General features: G+C 61.4%; 13 protein-coding genes. 10 read left to right on the forward strand and 3 right to left on the reverse strand.

From position 1 onward, the window contains the following. Window positions 1–2: 2 nt before the first annotated feature. Entirely contained in the window at window positions 3–584 is a 582-nt protein-coding gene (locus tag MKK04_RS15310; RefSeq protein ID WP_207837773.1) for a hypothetical protein, read from the reverse strand. A 187-nt stretch (window positions 585–771) separates the two neighbouring features. Here MKK04_RS15310 and MKK04_RS15315 point away from each other — a divergent pair, with 187 nt between their 5' ends. The 6 genes from MKK04_RS15315 (at window position 772) to MKK04_RS15340 (ending at window position 11,559) form a co-directional block, all read left to right on the forward strand. Continuing rightward, window positions 772–2,904 carry a TonB-dependent receptor gene (locus tag MKK04_RS15315; protein ID WP_207837775.1) on the forward strand — a complete coding sequence of 711 codons (2,133 nt, stop codon included), beginning with the start codon at window positions 772–774 and terminating at the stop codon, window positions 2,902–2,904. Window positions 2,905–3,129: 225 nt separating this feature from the next. Then, a complete protein-coding gene (locus tag MKK04_RS15320; protein WP_063914982.1) occupies window positions 3,130–3,429 on the forward strand; it encodes a hypothetical protein in 300 nt (99 codons plus the stop codon). Window positions 3,430–3,805: 376 nt separating this feature from the next. Then, window positions 3,806–6,796, forward strand: a complete 2,991-nt coding sequence (locus MKK04_RS15325; protein ID WP_241105631.1) for a T6SS effector BTH_I2691 family protein — start codon at window positions 3,806–3,808, stop codon at window positions 6,794–6,796. A gap of 2 nt (window positions 6,797–6,798) precedes the next feature. Beyond that, a complete protein-coding gene (locus MKK04_RS15330; RefSeq protein WP_241105632.1) occupies window positions 6,799–7,689 on the forward strand; it encodes a hypothetical protein in 891 nt (296 codons plus the stop codon). Then, a complete protein-coding gene (locus MKK04_RS15335; protein WP_241105633.1) occupies window positions 7,686–10,676 on the forward strand; it encodes a T6SS effector BTH_I2691 family protein in 2,991 nt (996 codons plus the stop codon). Before MKK04_RS15330 ends, MKK04_RS15335 begins: the two co-directional genes overlap by 4 nt. Window positions 10,677–10,680: 4 nt before the next feature. Then, window positions 10,681–11,559, forward strand: coding sequence for a DUF6708 domain-containing protein (locus tag MKK04_RS15340; protein WP_241105634.1), 879 nt, complete (start codon window positions 10,681–10,683; stop codon window positions 11,557–11,559). Here the strand turns inward: MKK04_RS15340 and MKK04_RS15345 are convergent. Both MKK04_RS15345 and MKK04_RS15350 read right to left on the reverse strand, forming a co-directional pair. Further along, window positions 11,546–12,358 carry a class I SAM-dependent methyltransferase gene (locus MKK04_RS15345; RefSeq protein ID WP_207837781.1) on the reverse strand — a complete coding sequence of 271 codons (813 nt, stop codon included), beginning with the start codon at window positions 12,356–12,358 and terminating at the stop codon, window positions 11,546–11,548. The genes MKK04_RS15340 and MKK04_RS15345 overlap by 14 nt on opposite strands. 350 nt (window positions 12,359–12,708) lie before the next feature. Next, on the reverse strand, window positions 12,709–14,895 hold the full coding sequence (locus tag MKK04_RS15350) for an OsmC domain/YcaO domain-containing protein (RefSeq protein ID WP_241105635.1): 2,187 nt from the start codon (window positions 14,893–14,895) through the stop codon (window positions 12,709–12,711). A 346-nt stretch (window positions 14,896–15,241) separates the two neighbouring features. Between MKK04_RS15350 and MKK04_RS15355 the strand changes: the two genes are divergently transcribed. The 4 genes from MKK04_RS15355 to MKK04_RS15370 all read left to right on the forward strand — a co-directional run bounded on the left by MKK04_RS15355 (window position 15,242) and on the right by MKK04_RS15370 (window position 20,472). Further along, the gene (locus MKK04_RS15355; protein ID WP_063913636.1) at window positions 15,242–15,697 is read left to right on the forward strand and encodes a (2Fe-2S)-binding protein; all 456 of its coding nucleotides are present in this window, start codon (window positions 15,242–15,244) and stop codon (window positions 15,695–15,697) included. Beyond that, entirely contained in the window at window positions 15,697–17,946 is a 2,250-nt protein-coding gene (locus tag MKK04_RS15360) for a xanthine dehydrogenase family protein molybdopterin-binding subunit (RefSeq protein ID WP_241105636.1), read from the forward strand. Before MKK04_RS15355 ends, MKK04_RS15360 begins: the two co-directional genes overlap by 1 nt. Before the next feature lie 17 nt (window positions 17,947–17,963). Next, the gene (locus MKK04_RS15365) at window positions 17,964–19,307 is read left to right on the forward strand and encodes a c-type cytochrome (RefSeq protein ID WP_241105637.1); all 1,344 of its coding nucleotides are present in this window, start codon (window positions 17,964–17,966) and stop codon (window positions 19,305–19,307) included. A gap of 151 nt (window positions 19,308–19,458) precedes the next feature. Continuing rightward, window positions 19,459–20,472 (forward strand): XdhC family protein, encoded by a 1,014-nt coding sequence (locus MKK04_RS15370; RefSeq protein ID WP_233687952.1) that lies wholly within the window; start codon window positions 19,459–19,461, stop codon window positions 20,470–20,472. The last annotated feature ends 6 nt before the right edge of the window (window positions 20,473–20,478 follow it).

Genomic DNA, 20,478 nt, shown 5'->3' on the forward strand with positions numbered 1-20,478 from the left:
GGTCAGCGCGAGGTTTCGACGCGCAGCACTTCGGTGTAGATCGCGTCGACCGTCTGGCCGACCTTGAGGTTCTTCATGCGTGCCTGCAGGTCAGGGTTCTCGACCTTGACCACCTGCAGCTTGCCCTCCGGTGGCAGCAGGCTCACCTCATGCGCCTTGAGGTCGATCTTCTTGATCTGCGAGGTCACCTTGACCTGGCGGAACGCTTCGCCGCCCGGGTTGGGGTTGTCCGCAGTGGCGCGGATGGTGCCGGACTCTTCAGTCGCCTTCGGCGCCCCGCCTACTTCGGGATTCAGCACATAGGCCACCGCACGGGTCACGTAGATGTCGACCTGGTCACCCACCTTGAGGTTGGGCAGCGCCTTGGCCTTTTCCGTGAGCTGGAAGGTCACATCCTTCTTGTCGTCGGGGCCTTTCACCGTGACCTGGCGGCTGGCCAGGTCGATGGCCGTGACCTGCGTGGTGACGTGGCTTTCCAGCGCCTCGCTGCCAATGGGAATACCGGCAGCCTGCACCATGAAGCTGGCGGTAGACGCCAGGGTGGCAAGGGCAACAGCACGAGCGAGAGAGCGAATTGGATTCATAGGCCTGCTTCCATGTAATCAAGACCGGATCGGTGCGTGAAATGTTCACGCGCCAACAAGCATAGCCCTTGGCTGCCACATTGCCGGGCCGCCACCTTGCAAAAGCAAATGCGAATTCTTTACACTTGCTTTACATTTACAAATCATTACTATTCGTTACCTCAAATACAACAAAGAGTCATTTGTAATGGCAAAAAAGTCCGTTGCCCCAGCATCCATTTCCATGCTGGGTCTGCTGGTTGTGCCTGCTGTTCACGCGGCTGTCCAACCTGAATCGCAGGGTTCCCTCGCCTTGCCCGCCACTGCCGTCACCAGCGCCTACGAGCAGCAAAGCTACAAGGCCAGCGAAAGTCGCAGCGCCATGAAGATCGACGCCCCGCTGCGCGACATCCCGCAAACCGTCAACGTCGTGCCCGAAAGCGTAATCAAGGACCAGGGTGCGCAGTCCATGGAGGACGTGCTGAAGAATGTGCCCGGCATCGGTCTGTCCAACGGCGACGGCCAGCGCGACCAGGTGACCATTCGCGGCTTCAGCGCCATTGGCGACATGTACATCGACGGCGTGCGCGACGACGCCCTGTACTTCCGTGACCTGTCCAACATCGAGCGGGTCGAGGTGATCAAGGGCCCTGCCGCCGTGCTCTATGGCCGTGGCTCTTCGGGCGGCCTGATCAACAGCATCAGCAAGAAACCGAGCTTCACGCCCAAGCGCGAGGTCGGCATGAGCTTCGACAGCGAAGGCAAGCGCCGCACCCAGTTCGACACCGGCTGGGCAGACCCGCAAAGCAACCAGGCCTACCGCGTGACCGGTGCCTTCGAAGACAGCGACACCTTCCGCGACGATGGCTACATCGACCGCAAGGCCATCGCGCCGTCGGCCTACTTCCGCCTCTCCGACGACCTGGAACTGAACCTGGGCGCCACCTACCTGTACGACAAGCGCCTGATCGACTTCGGCATCCCGGCGCTGGGCAACCGCCCGGTGGATGTGGATCGCGACAAGCGCTTCGGCTCCGGCGATGCCGATCAGGACTACGCCCGCAGCGAAGTGTTCTCGCTGACCGCAAGCCTGGACTACCGCATCAATGACGACTTCACCCTGACCAACACCAGCCGGTATTACCGCTACGACCTGGACCGCAACAACACCCTGGCCGACAGCAGCCCGACGCGCTTCGTCACCGCGCCCAACGGCGAACTGCTGGTCAAGCTCAACCGTGGCAACGTGGCCCGAGACGAGTACGGTGTGTTCAACCAGACCGAACTCAAGCAACAGGCGCAGCTTGCCGGTATGCAGCACAACTTGCTGTATGGCGTGGAAGTAGGCTTCCAGGACAAGCACCAGCGGGTGCTGAGCCAGAACAACGTTGCCCAGGTGCCGGTGTTCCGCGACGCCCTGGTGCCGGTGCCGGAGCACGGCGCCAACCTGTCGTCCAAGGGCACCAACTTCCAGCAGACCACCGGCCTGTATGTGCAGGACATGATCGAACTGAATGAGCACTGGAAGGCCTTGGTCGGTGTGCGTTATGACATCTTTGGCCAGGAGTACGACGACGACCGCGCGCAGAACGTCGACCTCGACCGTACCGACAAGACCTGGAGCCCACGTGCCGGCCTGGTCTACCAGCCGGATAACATCCAGTCCTACTATGTCTCGGTCAGCCGCAGCTACCAGCCTTCGGGCGAGGTGTTCGCGGTCAGCCCGACCAACCAGCACCTGGAGCCGGAAGAAACCACCAACTACGAACTCGGCGCCAAGTGGGACCTGCTCGACAGCCGCCTGTCGGTGACCGCAGCGGTATTCCGCCTCGAGCGCACCAACATGAAGACGGCCGACCCGGCCAACCCCAACCTGACCGTGCTGGCCGGCGAACAACGCACCGACGGTTTCGAAGCCACCGTCAGCGGGCAGCTCACCGACAAGTGGCAGATCTACGCTGGCTATGCCTATCTGGATGCCGAGATCACCAAGTCCAACAGCAAGACCAACGGCGTGGCTAACGAAGGCCAGACCCCTACCCTGACACCGCGTAACAGCGCCAACGTCTGGCTGGTGCGTACCTTGACCCCGGAATGGCGCGTGGCTGCCGGCGCCAACTACGTCGACGAGCGCTACACCGCACTCGACAATGTGGTGGTGATGCCGGGCTACACCACCTTCGACACCGCGCTGCTGTACAGCGTGCCGCAATGGGACGCCGCGCTGCGCCTGAAGAACGTGTTCGACCGCGACTACTATGCCTCCGCGCACGGTTCGGTGGACCTGATCACCCCGGGTGCACCGCGCACGCTGGAAGCCAGCTTCAGCTACCGGTTCTGATCCCCTGCCCCAAGGCGCAAGGCCTTGCTGTGGTGCAAGGCCTTGCGCTGCATCTGGTGCAATGCAAGCGTTCACCGCTTCGCTTGAATGCAATATCCTGCGCAGTGAATGGCACCGACTTTGCCGGTGTTCGCGGCGGTGCGCCGCCTCGACAAACCCGCTCCCACAGTGTGGACAGCACCTTGCTTGCGATCACAGCGTCCCGCCCCTCAGTAAGGAGAGCATATGAGCAACAAACCGAATCGCCCATACACACCTTGGGCGCTGACCACCCTGCTCGCCTTCAGCCTGGCACTCACCGCCGGCTGCTCCAGCAAGACCAGCAAGGCCCGCTACGCGACTCCCGCAACAGGCTCCAACTGCTTCGCCAAGGCGGTCCCCACCACCGGCGAAGGCGGCCTCGCGTGGGGCAATACCCTGAGCATTGCCCGGCAGAAATCGCTGAACAACTGCGTGCGTTATGCAAGCCGGTCAGGGGGCACACCGAAGACTTGCCAGGTGGTGATGGCCAAGTGCAAGAACTAAATATTTATAGACAAATTATAAAGTAAGACCTTTCTTACAAATATATCCGCACTGCTTCTCCTTCATGAGGAGCACTTGAGCAACATCCGAGTCACCCAAATATACTCTTACACTTTCGACCTCGACTCAAAACGGCAGTCGAGGCATTGTCTTGCCATTGAAACTTGATACGCCCTATCCGTGGCAACCCAAAACAAGAACTTTCCTACAACATACAGCCCATCAAGAAAACCAGGGTACGGTACACCCGCGGTATATACGTCAATAACGCTTCAATACATCCCCACGAAATAGATAACAACAGGCTGACCAGCAATAAAGCAGGCCATTTTTTATTTCGTGAGCAAGAAAGTTTGACACTGAGCAAGGAGCTCCCATGACTGACGCCTCCGTCAGCAGCGCCACCTCCGGCCCTGCCTGTAGCGCACGCATTCCCATCCTGCCGGTGCGCTATGCCATCGTGCCACGCACCGGCGATATGCCCGCCTGCCGCTATGCCGATGCAGGCTTCAACCTCGAACAAGGCTTCGGGCCACTGCAACACTCTGCCTACACCCTGCGCGCGCTGCGCCCGGGCTATGTCTACGTGTTCATGCAAGGCGCCCTGGGCCAGAAACTGGTCATTCACGAGTACGTCGGCGCGGGCCTTTACAAGGAACTGCGCTACCGCGGGCTGGACGACTACCACCGGCGTGATCGCTACCTGTCCAGCCGCACCCTGGGCTGGGTGTGGGCCGATACCTGCCCCGATACCGCCAGGGAAGTGTGGATCGGCTACAGCCCGCACCTGTGGACCAACGCCATGACCGCCCGCATCACCAGTTCAGCCGCCTTGCGCCAACGGCACATGCGCCAGCTGGACATGGCCGAACTGATAGCCGGCAACCAGGCACCCTCAACCCAACGCCATGTCTTGCCGGTCAGTGCCCTGCAAACCTGGGTCGAAGACTTCAAGCCCACCGAGCGGCGCATGCCCCTGACCTGGAGCAGCGACCCGATCACCGAAACCTTGCCCATCGGCAACCTCGTTGCCATCGGCCGGCACTACCCCTACACCCAGCCGAAAGTACCGGTAGTGGTGGCGCTCACCGATGCCGAAGGCATGGCCCTGGACCTGAGCCTGACGGTGTCGGCCTACCAGCATCAACTGCGCGACCTGATGCCCGCCGAACAGCTGGAGCACATGAAGCCGGCACAAGGGCCCGAGCAGGAACGCGTACCGGCGTGCTACAAACTGGATGCCGAACAGCTGAGCGTGCAAAGCCACGATTTCCACCACCGCAACCTGGTGGCCATGCTGCTGAACAAGACGCTGGAAAGCCTGTACCCGGCGGATGCCCCTTCACCGGAACTGGCCGAGTTCCGGCTTGGCACCGAGCGCCGCGGCCCCGCCCTGTCGCCGTCCGAGTCACGTTTTCAGGCCCTCACCCACGAAGACTACTCACCCAACGGCGCCCGCCTGGCACAGCGCCTCGACCTCGCCAAGTACCGGCACTTCCTCACCGAGCGCGATGAACTGGAACGCCGGATCATCGCGTTGCGCAACCAGGCCTTGCAGGCCAGCCACGACCATGACGCCTGGCTCGGGACCGCCGAACCCGAGCATGTCGATAACCCCTACAGCCTGGCTGCGGCCCTGGCCTGCTACGACCGCGACGAAATCACTTCCGCCCGCGGCCTGGAAATATCCTTGGCGTTGCTGATTCAGTCGATGGGCCAGCCGGCGCCCGGCACTGAAGAACTGGACCCGCGGCTCAAACGTCTCGAACAGTGGCTGGACCAGCACGACAGCCCGCTGTACACCGCCCTGGCGCCATTCAACCCGTTCAAGGACAAGGCGGATTCGATCGGCAGCCTGTTCGGCGCCAGCGATAACGTGATCGAAGGGTTGGCGGGTCGCTTTCCGGCCATGGCCGACATCACCGACCTTACCGCCCAGTCGGTCACCACCGTGGTGCTCAAGCGCCTGCGTGGGCAGACCCGCTGGGATGCCAGTCATGGCCTGCGTCGGCAAGTGTTGTTGGCGGCGAGCGAGGCCAATGCCGAGAAAGCGCTGGGACTGCTGGCAGCGCGTTACCAGATCACAGAGCAGGCTATTCGGGACAATCCTTTCAGTCAGGAGGTGGAGAAGTACCTGAAGAACGGCATGGCGCAAGTTGAAGAGATGAAAGAGCTACGCATCTCGGGAAGCCGGACGGTGTCAATCGAACTGACCACCACCGCGCGAGCTAAACCCAACTTTCTCGGGTTACTCACGACGGGCGGTGGCGGTGGATTGAATGCGGGAATGCTGTGGTTCAACGTGATTTCGCTCAAGACCGCCTACCACAGCCTGCAGCAGAGCGATGCACCGGAATACACCATGGGGTTCGCTTCATCGATTTTCGGGGTGATTGGTGCTGCATCGGCGACATTAGTCAGCGTGCGGGCAACGCAGAAAGCAGTGATGCTCAGGCTAAGTTCAACCGCCCCTGGGATGGCCTTTGGAAATGGGATTATAAAATTCTTAAGCAGTAACTTGTTTGCGCGATTAGCAGGATATCCTGCAATAGTATTTAGTCTGTTCTCTGATGGATCCAAGGGGTTTCGCCAGTTCAATAACGGTGACTCTACTGCCAGTAAATACACAATTGCTGGCGGATTAACCATGGCTATTGGCTCTGCTGTCGTCCTTGAAGCCGGACTTGCTGTTGCGGGTGCTACATCGGTTGTGCCCTTCGCCGGATGGGCCGCAGCTGCCCTTGTTCTCGTAGGAACAGCAATCATTGCAGGAGGTCTCTACCTCCATGCCAAGGCACATGAGCGACTTCACAGCCCAATTGAGTTTTGGGCAGCACGTAGCGTCTTCGGTAATCGCAACAACGATGGGGAGGCGCGCCCTGAGATCACCTTGAACTATGAAAATAAACTTCCTGCTTTCACCTCGCTACAAGCAGAAATCAAAGCTTGGCATAGTGAGCATTACGGACCGAAACTATTATCCGCCGAGCAGGCCCAATCACTCGGTATAACTAAAGTCGACACCAGATGGCATCATAACAATCACTGGTCTCCGCCAAGCTGGACAGCAATCACTCGCAACGAAGTAGCCACACCTCAACCAACCGTTGAGTTCACAGTGCTGCTGCCTGGCTTCGTACTTGGAGTAAGTGAATGGTCAGGAAGCTTGAGCGCCCTCCGTAACGACCAAGGAATGGACGTTTTTCCAATCGTCCCGACCGGCCACATTGCAGGTGCTGGCTTAGTTCTTCATTTCGAGAACACGTTAGGCACCCAAAATCATGTCTCACTGCATCTAGCCTACAACGTCAATCAAGGGTTGGATGAGGACAATGAGATCCTGTCAACTTTCCGCCTTGAGCGCTGATCATGGCAACCATCTGGATATTCAATTCAACGTCAGGGTCCGGGCATGAACCTGCCATTGGCGGGCAGCTGGTAAAAGTATCAAAAAACACCTTATGCCTGCGAAATCCATGGGTAACAGATTCCGTATTTATGGGGAAATTATACTGTGCAATGACGATCATACTACTGATTGGTTTTTACCCCTACCTCCTCCCAAGCATCCCAGACCTATATACCGAAGACACTATATTGCTGTTATTGTTTTTAACAGCACCTTTCATATTCACCCCTTTTCTGATCTATCGAATTTACTTTATAAAAGGCTTATCAAGTTTCTGCCTCAACCGTTCAACCCAAAGAATCTACTACCAGCGCTTGAGTAAGGTATTAATTTTTGAATGGAGCAATACGGGAGGTGGAATTTTCAAACGCACCGAATACGGCGGCTCATCCTTCAGCACCAGCTATGCCCTCGCCTTCGCCCCTCGCCGAGAGGACGGTAGCCTCCACCAGAAAGACTGCCTATGGGTCGACAGCAACGAACCCACCGAACCCGGCGTCAAGCACGTCGCCGAAGTCTGGGAATACCTCCGCCACTTCATGGAGCACGGCCCGGACAAACTTCCCCCACCTGGCGAACCTAACTGGTGGCACAAGCCACTGCACGCGATCTGCCTGACCCCGGCAGAAGCCTGGCGCCACTACGTCCCCTGGCGAACCGGCGAACCCGGCGAAATGCAAGGCAAGAAGAACTGGCAACTGCCGTTCTGGGCCGTGCTGTTCCCCTACAACATCACGCTTGCCATCTGCTGGTACGGCATCTGCCGGCTGTTCAATGTTCGAGCAGCCCCACCGCCCGCAGAAACGTTTGAAGAAGCCCCGGCACATTCAGTCAAAAGGAAGCGTACATGAACGACGCCTCCGTCAGCAGCGCCACCTCCGGCCCAGCCTGTAGCGCACGCATCCCCATCCTGCCGGTGCGCTATGCCATCGTGCCACGCACCGGCGATATGCCCGCCTGCCGCTATGCCGATGCAGGCTTCAACCTCGAACAAGGCTTCGGGCCACTGCAACACTCTGCCTACACCCTGCGCGCGCTGCGCCCGGGCTATGTCTACGTGTTCATGCAAGGCGCCCTGGGCCAGAAACTGGTCATTCACGAGTACGTCGGCGCGGGCCTTTACAAGGAACTGCGCTACCGCGGGCTGGACGACTACCACCGGCGTGATCGCTACCTGTCCAGCCGCACCCTGGGCTGGGTGTGGGCCGATACCTGCCCCGATACCGCCAGGGAAGTGTGGATCGGCTACAGCCCGCACCTGTGGACCAACGCCATGACCGCCCGCATCACCAGTTCAGCCGCCTTGCGCCAACGGCACATGCGCCAGCTGGACATGGCCGAACTGATAGCCGGCAACCAGGCACCCTCAACCCAACGCCATGTCTTGCCGGTCAGTGCCCTGCAAACCTGGGTCGAAGACTTCAAGCCCACCGAGCGGCGCATGCCCCTGACCTGGAGCAGCGACCCGATCACCGAAACCTTGCCCATCGGCAACCTCGTTGCCATCGGCCGGCACTACCCCTACACCCAGCCGAAAGTACCGGTAGTGGTGGCGCTCACCGATGCCGAAGGCATGGCCCTGGACCTGAGCCTGACGGTGTCGGCCTACCAGCATCAACTGCGCGACCTGATGCCCGCCGAACAGCTGGAGCACATGAAGCCGGCACAAGGGCCCGAGCAGGAACGCGTACCGGCGTGCTACAAACTGGATGCCGAACAGCTGAGCGTGCAAAGCCACGATTTCCACCACCGCAACCTGGTGGCCATGCTGCTGAACAAGACGCTGGAAAGCCTGTACCCGGCGGATGCCCCTTCACCGGAACTGGCCGAGTTCCGGCTTGGCACCGAGCGCCGCGGCCCCGCCCTGTCGCCGTCCGAGTCACGTTTTCAGGCCCTCACCCACGAAGACTACTCACCCAACGGCGCCCGCCTGGCACAGCGCCTCGACCTCGCCAAGTACCGGCACTTCCTCACCGAGCGCGATGAACTGGAACGCCGGATCATCGCGTTGCGCAACCAGGCCTTGCAGGCCAGCCACGACCATGACGCCTGGCTCGGGACCGCCGAACCCGAGCATGTCGATAACCCCTACAGCCTGGCTGCGGCCCTGGCCTGCTACGACCGCGACGAAATCACTTCCGCCCGCGGCCTGGAAATATCCTTGGCGTTGCTGATTCAGTCGATGGGCCAGCCGGCGCCCGGCACTGAAGAACTGGACCCGCGGCTCAAACGTCTCGAACAGTGGCTGGACCAGCACGACAGCCCGCTGTACACCGCCCTGGCGCCATTCAACCCGTTCAAGGACAAGGCGGATTCGATCGGCAGCCTGTTCGGCGCCAGCGATAACGTGATCGAAGGGTTGGCCGGTCGCTTTCCGGCCATGGCCGACATCACCGACCTTACCGCCCAGTCGGTCACCACCGTGGTGCTCAAGCGCCTGCGTGGGCAGACCCGCTGGGATGCCAGTCATGGCCTGCGTCAGCAAGTGTTGTTGGCGGCGCGCGAGGCCAATGCCGAGAAAGCGCTGGGGCTGCTGGCAGCGCGCTACCGTATTACCGGGCAAGCCATCGCGGAAAATCCGTTTAGCCAGGAGGTGGAGAAGTACCTGAAGAGCGGTATGGCGCAGGTTGAAGAGATGAAGGAGCTACGCATCTCGGGAAGCCGGACTGTGTCAATCGAACTGACCACCACCGCGCGAGTAAAACCTAACTTTCTCGGGTTACTCACATCGGGCGGCGGCGGTGGATTGAATGCGGGAATGCTGTGGTTCAACGTGATTTCGCTCAAGACCGCCTACAACAGCCTGCAGCAGAGCGGTGCACCGGAATACATCGCAGGATTCGCTGCCTCGCTCTTCGGCGTGATGGGTGCAGCCGCAGCCACATTAGTCAGCGTACGCGCAGCACAAAAAGCTGTAATGTTGAGATTAAGTGCTACGGCACCGGGCATGGGCTTTAGCAACGGAATTGTAAACCTATTAGGTAGTCATCTATTCACAAGAACATCAGGCTATCCGGCGATAATTCTGGGTCTTCTGTCTGATTTCACCAAAGGGTGGCATCAATCCCAAAACGGCGATTCGATTTCCGGTTTTTATAATATAGCTGGTGGCACAACAACTGCCATAGGTTCTGTCCTTATGTTGGAGGGAAGCTTAGCCATCGCTGGCCCGACATTCCTTATACCTTTTGCCGGTTGGGCTGCAGCGGGAATCGTGTTGACGGGGGGCGCGTTACTAGTCGCAGGGCTATATCTCTATTCTAAAGCGCATGAGCGCTTGCATACCCCGATAGAGCTATGGGCAAGCAGGTGTATTTTTGGAAATAGAGAAAACGATGGAGAAATCCGCCCTGGTTTGACCCTAGACTTTCAGAAAAAGCTTCCTCGCTTCGTCAGCATTAATGAAGAAATGGAATCATGGCATGCTGAGACTTTTGCCCCAATAGCACTTTCACTAGAGCAATCAACGCGACTCAGCCTGGAAGCGCTCACAACAAGACTTAGCACTAACAGCCAATGGCCAACGCCGGACCGGGCAACAATTATACATAGCCAAGTATCCGAGGACGTGCCCACGATAGAATTCACCATACTACTACCCAATTTTATGATCGGGCAAAGCGAATGGTCTGGCACATTAAGGGTCGAAGACACCGACGGAAATTTAACAACACTCACGACCACACCAAACTGCTATATCACTCCCGCAGGCGTCGTACTGCACTATAAAACTCACAGAAAGAAAGCCAGAAGCGCAAACTTGTCAATCAGTTACCACCTGAATCACTGCTTGACTACCTCCACCAACTCCAGCGCCGACTTTTTTATTGAGAGATAATCCTATGGCAACCATATGGCTATTCAACCCCAAAACAAAAACCGACATAGATCCAAAAATCTCAGGACAACTGGTTGGAACAACGAGTTCCCTTCTGCGCTTGCGGAACCCATGGGTTACTGACTCTGTATTCATGGGTAAGATGTACACCGCAATGTGTATAGCCACAGCTTTTTTTGCCTATCCACCCCTTCTAGATGACTCGACAAATTATGAACTTGATGGCGCCTACGCATTTCTTGCCCTGCAGATTATTTTGCCGTTTATTTTCACACCCTTTTTAGCCTACAGAATATTTTTCATAAGAAATCTCTCAGACATCTACCTGAACAGGCTAACAAAAAAGATCTATTACAACCGAATAGGAAAGGTGTTTACCTTTGACTGGTACAACATCAGAGGCGGCTTGTTCAAACGTAGAGAATTCGGTGGTTCTTCCTTCAGCACGAGCTATGCCCTCGCCTTCGCCCCTCGCCGAGAGGACGGTAGCCTCCACCAGAAAGACTGCCTGTGGGTCGACAGCAACGAACCCACCGAACCCGGCGTCAAGCACGTCGCAGAAGTCTGGGAATACCTCCGCCACTTCATGGACCACGGCCCGGACAATCTTCCCCCACCTGGCGAACCCAACTGGTGGCACAAGCCACTGCACGCGATCTGCCTGACCCCGGCAGAAGCCTGGCGCCACTACGTCCCCTGGCGAACCGGCGAACCCGGCGAAATGCAGGGCAAGAAGAACTGGCAACTGCCGTTCTGGGCCGTGCTGCTCCCTTACAACCTGACCGTCGCCATCTGCTGGTACTTCATCTGCAAACTCTTCAATGTCCGTGCAGCGCCACCACCGGCAGAGGCCTTCGAAGGAGCGCCTGCTAACCCCGAATGATCACCACCTCAAGGTATTCACTCGGCACCACCAATGACGCAGAGCCCCCCACGTTGCTTTCATTCAGCAACTGGGTCAGATCCCGCTCCAACGCCCCGGCCGCCTCCGGCTCCAGCAAGGCAAACGCCTTGTGCACCGGCCCGTACCAGGTGCGGAACACCTCGATGAAATGCGCCGCCGAACGATAGCGGAAGTTGAAGTACTGGCGACTGACCTGCAGTTCGCCAAGCGCCCCCTCGAACAGCACACGTAGTTGTTCCTCGTCGCCCCAGCGCGAAGGTGGCAAGGCCCCGGCTGGCGGCGGCACGTGCCGCCCGAGGGTCTTGAACATCTGCCCGACGAACCCTTGCGGGGTCCAGTTGGCCAGGCCGATCCGGCCACCGCGCCGGCACACCCGGCTCAATTCGTGCGCGGCCCGAGCCTGGTCGGGGGCGAACATCACGCCGAAGGTGGAAAGCACAGCATCGAAGGTGCCATCGGCAAACGGCAGCGCTTCGGCATCGGCGGTCTGGAACACCACGTTGAAATGCTCGGCCCGCGCACGTTCTTCACCGCGCTTGAGCAGTTCGGGCACATAGTCGGTGGAGGTAACGCGGCAGCCGCGCCGGGCGGCGGCCAGGGTGGCATTGCCGTTGCCGGCGGCGACATCCAGCACCTGCTCGTCCCAGCGCAGGTCACAGGCTTCTGCCAGGCGCTCGCCAACCAGTTGCAGGGTGGTGCCGATTACCGCGTAGTCGCCACTGGCCCACGCGGCTTGCTGGCGGGCTTTGAGGGCATTGGTATCCAAAGGGGTGCTCATGGTCTGCGCCTTCTTGTTGTGCGCGGCCGAGGTCCTTCTGGCGGTCAACGCGCCATGGATTCAAGGGATGGGAGCAAAACGCTACGCGCCTGGCGGGCGAAGCGGCAAGAAATAATAAGCGGTGAAGCAAGATCGATTTGGTGTAAACACCAGAGATGAAAGGCATATGAGCTCTATTGGCTCATACTCCCCCTGTGGGAGCGGCCTTGTGTCGCGAAAGGGCCGCACAGCGGCCCCAGCAATATTCGCATCACCGCAGTAACCCTGGGGCTGCTACGCAGCCCTTTCGCGACACAAGGCCGCTCCCACAAGGCCTTGCGTTCTGCGAAGGAAAGAATACCTGTCAGATATCAGGCGAACCTGGCCCGGGCCGCGTGCAGCTTCTTGTAGCTTTCGATCAGGCGCAGGTGGCGATCGAGGCCTTCGAGCTTCATGCTGGTCGGGGTCAGACCATGGAAGCGTACGCTGCCGTCCACCGAGCGCAGCACCGCGTCCATGCGCGGGTTGCCGAACATGCGCCGGAAGTTGGCCTCGTAGTCGTCCATTTCCAGTTCGTCGTCCAGCAGCACTTCCAGCACCACGTTCAACGCCTGGTAGAACAACCCGCGCTCGACGGTGTTGTCGTTGAACTGCAGGAACGCCTCGACCAGCTCCTTGGCATCCTCGAAGCGCTGCACCGCCAGGCAGATGAGCAGCTTCAGCTCAAGAATGGTCAACTGGCCCCACACCGTGTTCTCGTCGAACTCCACGCCGATCAGCGTGGTGATGGTGGTGTAGTCATCCACATCACAATTGTCCAGACGCTTGAGCAGCAGCTTGAGCGAGCGGTTGTCCAGGCTGTGCAGGTTGAGGATGTCGGCACGGAACGACAAGGCGCGGTTGGTGTTGTCCCAGATCAGGTCTTCGACCGGGTAGATCTCCGAATAGCCCGGCACCAGGATGCGGCAGGCGGTGGCGCCAAGGTTGTCGTACACCGCCATGTACACTTCCTTGCCCAGGTCTTCGAGGATGCCGAACAGGGTCGCGGCCTCCTGCACGTTGGAATCCTCGCCGTGGCCGGAGAAGTCCCACTCGACGAACTCGAAGTCGGCCTTGGCACTGAAGAAGCGCCACGACACCACGCCGCTGGAGTCGATGAAGTGCTCGACGAAGTTGTTCGGCTCGGTCAGCGCGTGGCTTTCGAAGGTCGGTTGCGGCAGGTCGTTCAAGCCTTCGAAGCTGCGGCCCTGCAGCAGTTCGGTGAGGCTGCGCTCCAGCGCCACTTCCAGGCTCGGGTGGGCACCGAACGAGGCGAACACGCCACCGGTGCGCGGGTTCATCAAGGTCACGCACATGACCGGGAACTCACCCCCCAACGACGCATCCTTGACCAGCACCGGGAAGCCCTGCTCTTCCAGGCCCTGGATGCCGGCAACGATGGCCGGGTACTTGGCCAGTACCTCCTGCGGCACATCCGGCAGGCACAGCTCACCTTCGAGGATTTCACGCTTCACGGCGCGCTCGAAGATTTCCGACAGGCACTGCACCTGGGCCTCGGCCAGGGTGTTGCCGGCGCTCATGCCGTTGCTGAGGAACAGGTTCTCGATCAGGTTGGACGGGAAGTACACCACCTGCTGGTCGGACTGGCGCACGAACGGCAGCGAGCAGATGCCGCGCGCGGTGTTGCCCGAGTTGGTGTCGTACAGGTGCGAGCCGCGCAGCTCGCCGTCCGGGTTATAGATTGCCAGGCAGTGCTCATCGAGAATCTCGGCCGGCAGCGCATCGCGTGGGCCGGGTTTGAACCACTGCTCGTTCGGGTAGTGCACGAACGGCGCGTTGGCCAGGTCCTCGCCCCAGAACTGGTCGTTATAGAAGAAGTTGCAGTTCAGCCGCTCGATGAACTCGCCCAGCGCCGAGGCCAGCGCGGCCTCCTTGGTCGCGCCCTTGCCGTTGGTGAAGCACATTGGCGACTGGGCGTCGCGCACGTGCAGCGACCACACGTTGGGCACGATGTTGCGCCACGAGGCGATTTCGATCTTCATCCCCAGACCGGCGAGGATGCCCGACATGTTGGCGATGGTCTGCTCCAGCGGCAGGTCCTTGCCGGGGATGTAGGTGCTGGTGTCCGCCACCGGCATCAGCAGGCCCTGGGCATCGGCGTCGAGGTTGTCGACCACTTCGATCACGAACTCGGGGCCGGTCTGCACCACCTTCTTCACGGTGCAGCGATCGATGGAGCGCAGGATGCCTTGGCGGTCCTTCTCGGAAATATCTTCGGGCAGCTCGACCTGGATCTTGAAGATCTGGTTGTAGCGGTTTTCCGGGTCGACGATGTTGTTCTGCGACAGGCGAATGTTTTCGGTGGGGATGTCGCGGGTCTGGCAGTACAGCTTGACGAAGTAAGCCGCGCACAAGGCCGAAGACGCCAGGAAATAGTCGAACGGCCCCGGGGCCGAGCCATCGCCCTTGTAGCGGATCGGTTGGTCGGCGATCACCGTGAAGTCGTCGAACTTGGCTTCGAGACGGAGATTGTCGAGAAAATTGACCTTGATTTCCATGCGGGATTACCGTGATTTAAGCGTGCAAAACGAAATTGGCCGGCATTATCCGGGTTTTTCTGCCGGAAGTCCTGTTTGCCTGTACCGGCCCTATCGCCGGCAAGCCAGCTCCCACAGGAACTGCACATGACTTGCGGTCGATACGGTCGAGGTGGGAGCCGGCTTGCTGGCGATAGGACCGGTACAGACTTGCGTATTCCACCGAATTGCTTGCCTGATCCTCTGAACCTGCCCCGCCAGCAGACCAGCGGTCACCTCGCTGTGCTAGCGTTTCTGCACTGGGGAGCACCGTACTCCCCGCTCAGAAAAAACCAGGCGACAGCAACCGTTGACGGGCAGGTGAACCATGGAACTACGCATCAACCAGAAGACCTACCAGGTCGAGGCAGACGCCGACACGCCCCTGCTGTGGGTGATCCGCGATGACCTGGGGCTGACCGGCACCAAGTATGGCTGCGGCCTGGCCCAGTGCGGCGCCTGTTCGGTGCTGGTGGACGGCAACGTGGTACGTGCCTGCGTCACCCCGGTGGCCGGCGTGGTCGGGCGCGAGGTAACCACCATCGAGGCGATCGAGACCGATGCCGTCGGCAAACGGGTGGTCGCGGCCTGGGTCGAGCACCAGGTGGCACAGTGCGGTTACTGCCAGTCCGGCCAGGTGATGGCGGCCACGGCGCTGCTCAAGCACACGCCCAAGCCCAGTGACGCGCAGATCGAGGCAGCCATGGTAAACCTGTGCCGCTGCGGCACCTACAACGCCATCCATGCCGCCGTGCATGAACTGGCGCAAGGGGAGAAGGCCTGATGAACACCCCAGTCGATACCCCCGTTGAACTACTCAAGCTGCAACTGGGCGAAACGGTCAACCTGTCGCGTCGGCGCTTTCTTGCTGGCACGGCTGTCGGTGCCCTGGTGCTGGGTTTCGGCCTGCCCATGGGGTCGGCCCGCGTGCAGGCAGCGGCTGCGGTAACGCCGGAGCGCGGTACTCAGGTACCGGCGTTTCTGGAGATCCGCCCAGACGGCAAAGTGCGCCTGCTCAGCCCATTCATGGAAGGCGGGCAAGGCCCCTTCACCGCCATGGCGCAGATCGTTGGTGAAGAGCTGGACGTCGACCCGGCCAACTTCGTGGTCGACAGCGCGCCGCCCGGGGAAGCCTATGTGGTGATGGAAAACGGCATGCGCATCACCGGCGGCAGCATGTCGGTGCGCATGAGCTACCCGACCATGCGCCGTCTGGGCGCCCTGGCCCGGGCCATGCTGCTGCAGGCGGGTGCCGAGCAACTGGGCGTGCCGGTCGAAGAACTCTCCACCACGCCGGGTCACGTGGTACATACCACGACTGGCCGTTCCATCCCCTACGGTGAGCTGGCCGGACGTGCCATGGACCTGCCAGTGCCAGACCCGGCCAGCGTCAAGCTGCGCGACCCCAGCCAGTTTCGCTGGATCGGCAAGCCGGTACGTCGCCTGGATGCCTACGACAAGTCCACTGGCAAGGCCGTGTACAGCATCGACATAAAGGTCGACGGCATGCTCCACGCTGCCGTACAGCACGCACCACGCCTGGGCATGACCGTCGGCAGCCTGCGCAACGAAGACCAGGTCAAGGCCATGAAAGGCGTGCATTCGGTGCATCAACTGCCGGGCGCCGTGGCGGTGGTTGCCGAACGCTGGTGGCACGCCAAGCGCGCGGTCGAAGCCATCCAGGTGGACTGGAAAGAGCCCGCTGCCGACAGCCCGGTACGGCCGATGCCGGCCGATTTCTCCAGCGATGGTTGGCGCGAACACCTGGCCACGGTCACGGGCCCGGCGCGCGACGATGAAAACCAGGGCGATGTGGCCGGCATGCTGGCTAGAGCCAAGACCCAAGTCGAGGCCACCTACCACAACCAGTACCTCAACCACGCCCAGCTGGAACCGCCGTCGGCTCTGGCGCGCTTCAACCCGGACGGCACCCTGGAGGTGTGGCTGCCCAACCAGGCGCCGGACATGTTCCGTGACGACATCGCCAAACGCACCGGCCTGGCCCCGGCGCAGATCACCCTGCATTCGCCGCTGCTGGGCGGTTTCTTTGGCCGCCACTTCCTGTACGACTCGGCCAACCCCTACCCGCAGGCCATTGCCTTGGCCAAGGCGGTCGGCCGGCCGGTGAAACTCATCTGGAGCCGCGAGGAAGAATTCCTCCGCGATGTACTGCGCCCGGTCGCCGTGGTGAAGTTACGCGCCGGGCTGGATGCCGACGGCCTGCCGGTGGCCCTCGAAGCAGTGAGCGCCACCGAAGGCCCGACCGAAGCCATCGCCGGCAAGCAAGGCGAAAAGCTCGACCCGACCGCGCTCGAAGGGCTGTCGGGCAAGTCTTACGCCATCGCCAACAAGCGCATCGCGCAGATCTACGTCAAAGGCCCGGCCATGCTCGGCTACTGGCGCTCGGTGGGCAACTCGCTGAACGACTTCTTCTATGAGTCGTTCCTCGACGAGTTGGCCGACAAAGGCGGCAAGGACCCGTTCGAACTGCGCCTGCACCTGCTGCGCGACAACCCGCGCCTGACCAACCTGTTGCAGGCCGTCGCCGAACTGTCCGGCGGCTGGAAGCGTGGGCCTTTCACCGCCGAGGATGGCAGCAAACGGGCGCGTGGCGTGGCCATGGCCTCGCCGTTCGGCTCGGAGGCCGCGGTCATTGCCGAAGTGTCGATCGAGAACGGCCAGGTCAAGGTGCACGACATCTGGCAGGCCATCGACCCAGGCAGCATCGTCAACCCGGCCATCATCGAGCACCAGGTCAACGGCGCCGTCGCCCTGGGCCTGTCGCAGACGCTGCTGGAAGAAGCGGTGTACGTGGATGGCAAGCCGCGCGCGCGTAACTACGACCTGTACCCGATCCTGCCGCCGTCGCGCATGGCCAGGGTACATGTGCGCATTGTCGAAAGCGGGGCGAAGATGGGCGGTATCGGCGAGCCACCGTTGCCCGCGGTGGCACCGGCGGTGGCCAACGCAGTCGCGCAGCTCACCGGCCAGCGCGTGCGCAGCCTGCCATTGAGCCGCCATACCTTCAGCTGAGCACACAAGGACGCCCCATGACCCATCGCTTCGCAAGAACCGCTTGCTGGCTGGCACTGCCGTGCCTGGTCGCGGCAGGCCTGCTGGCCTGGTACGTCACCCGCGAGCCCGCCTCGCCGTTTGCCGGTACGCAGGCCACGGCCACCGACCCGGCGCTGGTCAGCCGCGGCGAGTATGTGGCCCGGCTCAGCGACTGCGTGGCGTGCCACAGCCTGCCGGACGGCAAACCGTTCGCCGGCGGACTGGAAATGGCCACCCCGCTGGGGGCGATCCACGCCACCAACATCACCCCCGACCGCGACACCGGCATCGGTCACTACAGCCTGGCCGACTTCGACCGTGCCGTACGCCAGGGCGTCGCGCCCGGTGGCCGGCGGCTGTACCCGGCCATGCCCTACCCGTCCTACGCCAAGCTCAGCGATGACGATGTCAAGGCACTGTACGCCTTCTTCATGCGCGGCGTACAACCGGTGCAGCAGGCCAACCTGGCCAGCGACATTCCCTGGCCGCTGAACTGGCGCTGGCCCATTGCCATGTGGAATGGCTTGTTCGCCGCCACCACGCCATACGCCGACCAGGCCGGGCAGGATGCACAGTGGAACCGCGGCGCCTACCTCGTCCAGGGCCCCGGCCACTGCGGCAGCTGCCATACGCCGCGCGGCCTGGCCTTCAACGAAAAGGCCCTGGATGACAGCGGCAAACCGTTCCTCGCCGGAGCCCTGCTCGATGGCTGGTATGCACCGAGCCTGCGTGCCGACGCCAACACCGGGCTGGGGCGCTGGAGCGAGGCCGAGATTGCACAGTTCCTCAAGACCGGGCGCAACCGGCATGCAGTGGTATTCGGCTCGATGACCGAGGCGTTCAACAACTCCACGCAGTTCATGAGCGACGACGACCTGTCCGCCATCGCCCACTACCTCAAGTCGCTGCCCGGCGACCCGCAACGCGATGGCGCGCCGTGGCAATACCAGGCCCAGTCGGCAGCGGCACGGCTCGATAGCCCTGGGGCGCATACCTATGTAACCCGCTGTGCGTCGTGCCACGGCCTGGACGGCAAGGGCCAGGCCGAATGGATGCCACCCTTGGCCGGCGCCACTTCGGCACTGGCCAAGGAAGACGCCTCGGCGATCAATATCACCCTCAATGGTTCGCAACGGGTGGTGACGGCCGGGTTGCCCGATGCCTATCGCATGCCGGCCTTCCGTGAGCAATTAAGTGACCAGGAAATTGCAGATGTGCTGGGTTTCGTGCGCAGCGCCTGGGGGAACAATGGCGGCGCGGTGAATGCGCAGGCGGTGGGCAAGTTGCGTGGGCATACCGACCCGGCCAGCAGCAGCCCGATCATTTTGCATATGCGATGAAATCTGGTGGCTGTACCGGTCTCTTCGCGGGTGAACCCGCTCCCACAGGTACTGCACAGGTCTCATGACTAGTGCAACTCCTGTGGGAGCGGGCATGCCCGCGAAGAGGCCGGCACCGCCCCCCTTGAACATCAGGTTTAATGGAGTCCCCATGGAAAGCATCGACCTGCTGGTCCTGCGCACCACCCGAGACTGGCTCGCCGCCGGCCACCGCGCCCTGCTCGCCACGGTCGCCCGCACCTGGGGCTCCTCCCCCCGCCCGGTGGGCTCGATGATGGCGCTGCGCAGCGACGGCCGTGTGGTCGGCAGTGTCTCTGGCGGCTGCATCGAAGACGACCTTATCCACCGCTACACCAGCGCCTACGGCGGCCCCGGCATGCCGGGCGGCTTGCCCCAGGTGGTGCGCTATGGCGTCAGCGCCGACGAGGCCCACCGCTTCGGCCTGCCCTGTGGCGGTACCCTCGAACTGGTGCTGGAATTTGCCCCGTCGTTGCAACACCTCGAGCAGCTGCTCGCCGACCTCGACAGCGGCAGGCTGGTACATCGTGGGCTCGACCTGTGCAGCGGTGAAACCAGCCTCACCGCCACCACCACGCCCGAACTGTTCAGCTTCGATGGCCAGCATATGCTCAGCACCCTAGGCCCCGGCTACCGCCTGCTGCTGATCGGTGCCGGCGCGCTGGCCGAATACCTGGCGACCATGGCCCTGTTCAATGGCTTCAGCGTTTCACTGTGCGACCCGCGACCCGAGTACACCGCAGGCTGGAACGTTGCCGGCGTCAACCGCCTGGCCGGCATGCCGGACGACGTGGTCCGCGCCTTCGCCCCGGACCTGCGCAGCGCCATTGTCGCCGTCAGCCACGACCCCAAGCTGGACGACCTGGCCCTGCTCGAAGCCCTGCACAGCCCGGCGTTCTACATTGGTGCCATCGGCTCACGGCGCAACAGCCAGCTGCGCCGCGAGCGGCTGATCGAACACTTCGGCGAAAGCGAAGCGTCGTTGCAGCGCCTGCACGGCCCTATCGGCATCTATATCGGTAGCAAGACCCCGGCCGAGATCGCCGTCAGCGTCATGGCCGAGATCCTCGCGGCAAAGAACAATGTCAGCCTGCCCGGCGCGGTCAGCGTGACCCGGGCCAAGGAAGCCGAGCAGTTGGCCCTGTAGGCGCGC

Origin of the sequence: Pseudomonas sp. LS.1a, from assembly GCF_022533585.1 — a bacterium.
Classification (GTDB): domain Bacteria; phylum Pseudomonadota; class Gammaproteobacteria; order Pseudomonadales; family Pseudomonadaceae; genus Aquipseudomonas.

Coding starts and splice junctions, on each gene's coding strand:
- MKK04_RS15320 (WP_063914982.1), top strand. CDS start 3,130: ATGAGCAACAAACCGAATCGCCCATACACACCTTGGGCGCTGACCACC.
- MKK04_RS15360 (WP_241105636.1), top strand. CDS start 15,697: ATGAACACCCCAGTCGATACCCCCGTTGAACTACTCAAGCTGCAACTG.
- MKK04_RS15345 (WP_207837781.1), bottom strand. CDS start 12,358: ATGAGCACCCCTTTGGATACCAATGCCCTCAAAGCCCGCCAGCAAGCC.
- MKK04_RS15315 (WP_207837775.1), top strand. CDS start 772: ATGGCAAAAAAGTCCGTTGCCCCAGCATCCATTTCCATGCTGGGTCTG.
- MKK04_RS15355 (WP_063913636.1), top strand. CDS start 15,242: ATGGAACTACGCATCAACCAGAAGACCTACCAGGTCGAGGCAGACGCC.
- MKK04_RS15365 (WP_241105637.1), top strand. CDS start 17,964: ATGACCCATCGCTTCGCAAGAACCGCTTGCTGGCTGGCACTGCCGTGC.
- MKK04_RS15370 (WP_233687952.1), top strand. CDS start 19,459: ATGGAAAGCATCGACCTGCTGGTCCTGCGCACCACCCGAGACTGGCTC.
- MKK04_RS15340 (WP_241105634.1), top strand. CDS start 10,681: ATGGCAACCATATGGCTATTCAACCCCAAAACAAAAACCGACATAGAT.
- MKK04_RS15330 (WP_241105632.1), top strand. CDS start 6,799: ATGGCAACCATCTGGATATTCAATTCAACGTCAGGGTCCGGGCATGAA.
- MKK04_RS15310 (WP_207837773.1), bottom strand. CDS start 584: ATGAATCCAATTCGCTCTCTCGCTCGTGCTGTTGCCCTTGCCACCCTG.
- MKK04_RS15335 (WP_241105633.1), top strand. CDS start 7,686: ATGAACGACGCCTCCGTCAGCAGCGCCACCTCCGGCCCAGCCTGTAGC.
- MKK04_RS15325 (WP_241105631.1), top strand. CDS start 3,806: ATGACTGACGCCTCCGTCAGCAGCGCCACCTCCGGCCCTGCCTGTAGC.
- MKK04_RS15350 (WP_241105635.1), bottom strand. CDS start 14,895: ATGGAAATCAAGGTCAATTTTCTCGACAATCTCCGTCTCGAAGCCAAG.